General features: G+C 56.7%; 2 rRNA genes. Both read left to right on the top strand.

From position 1 onward, the window contains the following. Positions 1 to 117 precede the first annotated feature (117 nt). Positions 118 to 1,638, top strand: a 16S ribosomal RNA gene (locus LDQ05_RS19175). Positions 1,639 to 1,936: 298 nt separating this feature from the next. Further along, positions 1,937 to 5,070: ribosomal RNA gene (locus LDQ05_RS19170) — 23S ribosomal RNA — on the top strand. The 16S and 23S rRNA genes sit together here, the layout of an rRNA operon. Positions 5,071 to 5,106 lie beyond the last annotated feature (36 nt).

The following is a 5,106-nucleotide window of genomic DNA, read 5'->3' as shown; positions in this document are numbered from 1 at the left end:
CTGTCACATTCTTCCGTCTGTGATGGTCAGTGTTTTTGCTAGTTTGAGTTTTTATGCTAGTGATTCGGCTCTTTTGTCTATGACTGATCGGCCCTTCGGGGTGTTGATCGAGAGTCTTTAACGGAGAGTTTGATCCTGGCTCAGGACGAACGCTGGCGGCGTGCTTAACACATGCAAGTCGAACGATGAAGCCCAGCTTGCTGGGTGGATTAGTGGCGAACGGGTGAGTAACACGTGGGTGATCTGCCCTGCACTTCGGGATAAGCCCGGGAAACTGGGTCTAATACCGGATATGACTTCCTGCTGCATGGCGGGAAGTGGAAAGTTTTTCGGTGCAGGATGAGCCCGCGGCCTATCAGCTTGTTGGTGGGGTAATGGCCTACCAAGGCGACGACGGGTAGCCGGCCTGAGAGGGCGACCGGCCACACTGGGACTGAGACACGGCCCAGACTCCTACGGGAGGCAGCAGTGGGGAATATTGCACAATGGGCGCAAGCCTGATGCAGCGACGCCGCGTGAGGGATGACGGCCTTCGGGTTGTAAACCTCTTTCACCAGGGACGAAGCGCAAGTGACGGTACCTGGAGAAGAAGCACCGGCCAACTACGTGCCAGCAGCCGCGGTAATACGTAGGGTGCGAGCGTTGTCCGGAATTACTGGGCGTAAAGAGCTCGTAGGCGGTTTGTCGCGTCGTCTGTGAAATCCCGCAGCTCAACTGCGGGCGTGCAGGCGATACGGGCAGACTAGAGTACTGCAGGGGAGACTGGAATTCCTGGTGTAGCGGTGAAATGCGCAGATATCAGGAGGAACACCGGTGGCGAAGGCGGGTCTCTGGGCAGTAACTGACGCTGAGGAGCGAAAGCGTGGGTAGCGAACAGGATTAGATACCCTGGTAGTCCACGCCGTAAACGGTGGGCGCTAGGTGTGGGTTTCCTTCCACGGGATCCGTGCCGTAGCCAACGCATTAAGCGCCCCGCCTGGGGAGTACGGCCGCAAGGCTAAAACTCAAAGGAATTGACGGGGGCCCGCACAAGCGGCGGAGCATGTGGATTAATTCGATGCAACGCGAAGAACCTTACCTGGGTTTGACATACACCGGATCGCCTCAGAGATGGGGTTTCCCTTGTGGTCGGTGTACAGGTGGTGCATGGCTGTCGTCAGCTCGTGTCGTGAGATGTTGGGTTAAGTCCCGCAACGAGCGCAACCCTTGTCCTGTGTTGCCAGCAATTCGGTTGGGGACTCGCAGGAGACTGCCGGGGTCAACTCGGAGGAAGGTGGGGACGACGTCAAGTCATCATGCCCCTTATGTCCAGGGCTTCACACATGCTACAATGGTCGGTACAGAGGGCTGCGATACCGTGAGGTGGAGCGAATCCCTTAAAGCCGGTCTCAGTTCGGATCGGGGTCTGCAACTCGACCCCGTGAAGTCGGAGTCGCTAGTAATCGCAGATCAGCAACGCTGCGGTGAATACGTTCCCGGGCCTTGTACACACCGCCCGTCACGTCATGAAAGTCGGTAACACCCGAAGCCGGTGGCCTAACCCCTTGTGGGAGGGAGCCGTCGAAGGTGGGATCGGCGATTGGGACGAAGTCGTAACAAGGTAGCCGTACCGGAAGGTGCGGCTGGATCACCTCCTTTCTAAGGAGCAACTCCAGGGTGATGGTCCGAACAGTCGGATCGTTCTCTGGCAGAGCCCGTTTGTGGCCGTATGTGTCACACGGGAGCTCATGGGTGGAACGCTGACAGGTTCATCCGCGTTCGGTGGGTCTGATGGCCGGCCGGTGGGTGATATATCGGTGCACTGTTGGGTCCTGAGGGAACACGTGAGTGTTTTTTCAGTGACGATGACCTGCGAAAGTTCTTCGCCTGTGGGTGGGTTCCGGTAGGGGTTGTTGTGTGTTGTTTGAGAACTGCACAGTGGACGCGAGCATCTTTGTTGTAAGTGTTTATGAGCGTACGGTGGATGCCTTGGCACCAGGAGCCGATGAAGGACGTGGGAGGCTGCGATAAGCCTCGGGGAGCTGTCAACCGAGCTGTGATCCGAGGGTGTCCGAATGGGGAAACCCAGCACGAGTGATGTCGTGTTACCCGCGCCTGAATATATAGGGCGTGTGGAGGGAACGTGGGGAAGTGAAACATCTCAGTACCCACAGGAAGAGAAAACAACATGTGATTCCGTGAGTAGTGGCGAGCGAAAGCGGAAGAGGCTAAACCGCGGGTGTGTGATAGCTGGCAGGCGTTGCACTCGTGGGGTTGTGGGGTCTTTCTTCTCATCACTGTCATGATGGGCGGGAGTAAGAAATCGGTGCATTAGTCGAAATGGTCTGGAACGGCCTGCCGTAGTGGGTGAGAGTCCCGTAGACGAAAATGTGCCGACTCTCGTGGGAGATACCCAAGTAGCACCGGGCCCGTGAAATCCGGTGTGAATCTGTCGGGACCACCCGATAAGCCTGAATACTCCCTGGTGACCGATAGCGGACTAGTACCGTGAGGGAAAGGTGAAAAGTACCCCGGGAGGGGAGTGAAATAGTACCTGAAACCGTGCGCTTACAATCCGTCAGAGCCTGTGAGTGACTTGTTCACTGCGGGTGATGGCGTGCCTTTTGAAGAATGAGCCTGCGAGTTAGTGGCATGTCGCGAGGTTAACCCGTGTGGGGTAGTCGTAGCGAAAGCGAGTCCGAATAGGGCGGTGTAGTGGCATGTTCTAGACCCGAAGCGGAGTGATCTACCCATGGCCAGGGTGAAGCGACGGTAAGACGTCGTGGAGGCCCGAACCCACTTAGGTTGAAAACTGAGGGGATGAGTTGTGGGTAGGGGTGAAAGGCCAATCAAACTCCGTGATAGCTGGTTCTCCCCGAAATGCATTTAGGTGCAGCGTCGCGTGTTTCACTCTGGAGGTAGAGCTACTGGATGGCCGATGGGCCCTACAAGGTTACTGACGTCAGCCAAACTCCGAATGCCAGGGTGTGAGAGCGCGGCAGTGAGACTGCGGGGGATAAGCTTCGTAGTCGAGAGGGAAACAGCCCAGATCGCCGGCTAAGGCCCCTAAGCGTGTACTAAGTGGAAAAGGATGTGGGATCGCTGAGACAACCAGGAGGTTGGCTTAGAAGCAGCCACCCTTGAAAGAGTGCGTAATAGCTCACTGGTCAAGTGGTTCTGCGCCGACAATGTAGCGGGGCTCAAGTACACCGCCGAAGCCGCGGCACTCACACAACACCTCGGAAGGGTTACGGTCTTTCCGGCAGTGGTGTGGGTGGGTAGGGGAGCGTCGTGCAGCCGTGGAAGCAGCAGCGTGAGCTAGTTGTGGAGGCTGTGCGAGTGAGAATGCAGGCATGAGTAGCGAAAGACGAGTGAGAAACTCGTCCGCCGAATGACCAAGGGTTCCTGGGGCAGGTTAATCCGCCCAGGGTGAGTCGGGACCTAAGGCGAGGCCGACAGGCGTAGTCGATGGACAACGGGTTGATATTCCCGTACCCGTGTGAACGCGCCCAGTGGTGAATCATCGGTACTAACCGTCCAAATGCTGAGCCGGCACCTTCGGGTGTGGTGAGGTTGCTGCGCGGGACCTTCGGTGTAGTAGTCAAGCGATGGGGTGACGCAGGAAGGTAGCTGGGCCAGGTGGTGGATTACCTGGTGTAAGCCGGTAGGGCGGGACATAGGTAAATCCGTGTCTCATGTGCCTGAGAGGTGATGCGTACCCGTTGAGGGGAATTCAGTGATCCTATGCTGTCGAGAAAAGCCTCTAGTGAGTTTTCACACGGCCCGTACCCCAAACCGACACAGGTGGTCAGGTAGAGAATACCGAGGCGATCGAGAGAACTGTGGTCAAGGAACTCGGCAAAATGCCCCCGTAACTTCGGGAGAAGGGGGACCTGATCTGGTGATGGAATGTGCTTCCGGAGCTGGGTTGGGTCGCAGAGACCAGAGAGAAGCGACTGTTTACTAAAAACACAGGTCCGTGCGAAGTCGTAAGACGATGTATACGGACTGACGCCTGCCCGGTGCTGGAAGGTTAAGAGGACCGGTTAGTGGCTTTCGGGCTGCGAAGCTGAGAATTTAAGCCCCAGTAAACGGCGGTGGTAACTATAACCATCCTAAGGTAGCGAAATTCCTTGTCGGGTAAGTTCCGACCTGCACGAATGGCGTAACGACTTCTCTGCTGTCTCGACCACAGACTCGGCGAAATTGCATTACGAGTAAAGATGCTCGTTACGCGCGGCAGGACGAAAAGACCCCGGGACCTTCACTATAGCTTGGTATTGGTGTTCGGTTCGGTTTGTGTAGGATAGGTGGGAGACTGTGATGCGGGCACGCCAGTGTTCGTGGAGTCGTTGTTGAAATACCACTCTGATCGTATTGGATGTCTAACCTCGGGCCCTGATCGGGTTCAGGGACAGTGCCTGGTGGGTAGTTTAACTGGGGCGGTTGCCTCCCAAAATGTAACGGAGGCGCCCAAAGGTTCCCTCAGCCTGGTTGGCAATCAGGTGTTGAGTGTAAGTGCACAAGGGAGCTTGACTGTGAGACTGACAGGTCGAGCAGGGACGAAAGTCGGGACTAGTGATCCGGCACCGGCATGTGGAAGCGGTGTCGCTCAACGGATAAAAGGTACCCCGGGGATAACAGGCTGATCTTCCCCAAGAGTCCATATCGACGGGATGGTTTGGCACCTCGATGTCGGCTCGTCGCATCCTGGGGCTGGAGTAGGTCCCAAGGGTTGGGCTGTTCGCCCATTAAAGCGGCACGCGAGCTGGGTTTAGAACGTCGTGAGACAGTTCGGTCTCTATCCGCCGCGCGCGTTAGAAACTTGAGGAAGGCTGTCCCTAGTACGAGAGGACCGGGACGGACGAACCTCTGGTGTGCCAGTTGTTCCGCCAGGAGCATGGCTGGTTGGCTACGTTCGGAAGGGATAACCGCTGAAAGCATCTAAGCGGGAAGCCTGTTCCAAGATGAGGTTTCTCACCCCCGTTGAGGGGGTAAGGCCCCCGGCAGATCACCGGGTTGATAGGCCAGAACTGGAAGCGCAGTAATGTGTGGAGGTGACTGGTACTAATAGGCCGAGGTCTTACCACGAAGGTGTTACGCGTCCACTGTGCGGTGTCTGAGACA

The organism is Rhodococcus yananensis (assembly GCF_020515525.1).
GTDB classification, from domain to species: Bacteria; Actinomycetota; Actinomycetes; order Mycobacteriales; family Mycobacteriaceae; genus Rhodococcus; species Rhodococcus yananensis.
This window is presented reverse-complemented; position numbering and strand designations above follow the sequence as displayed.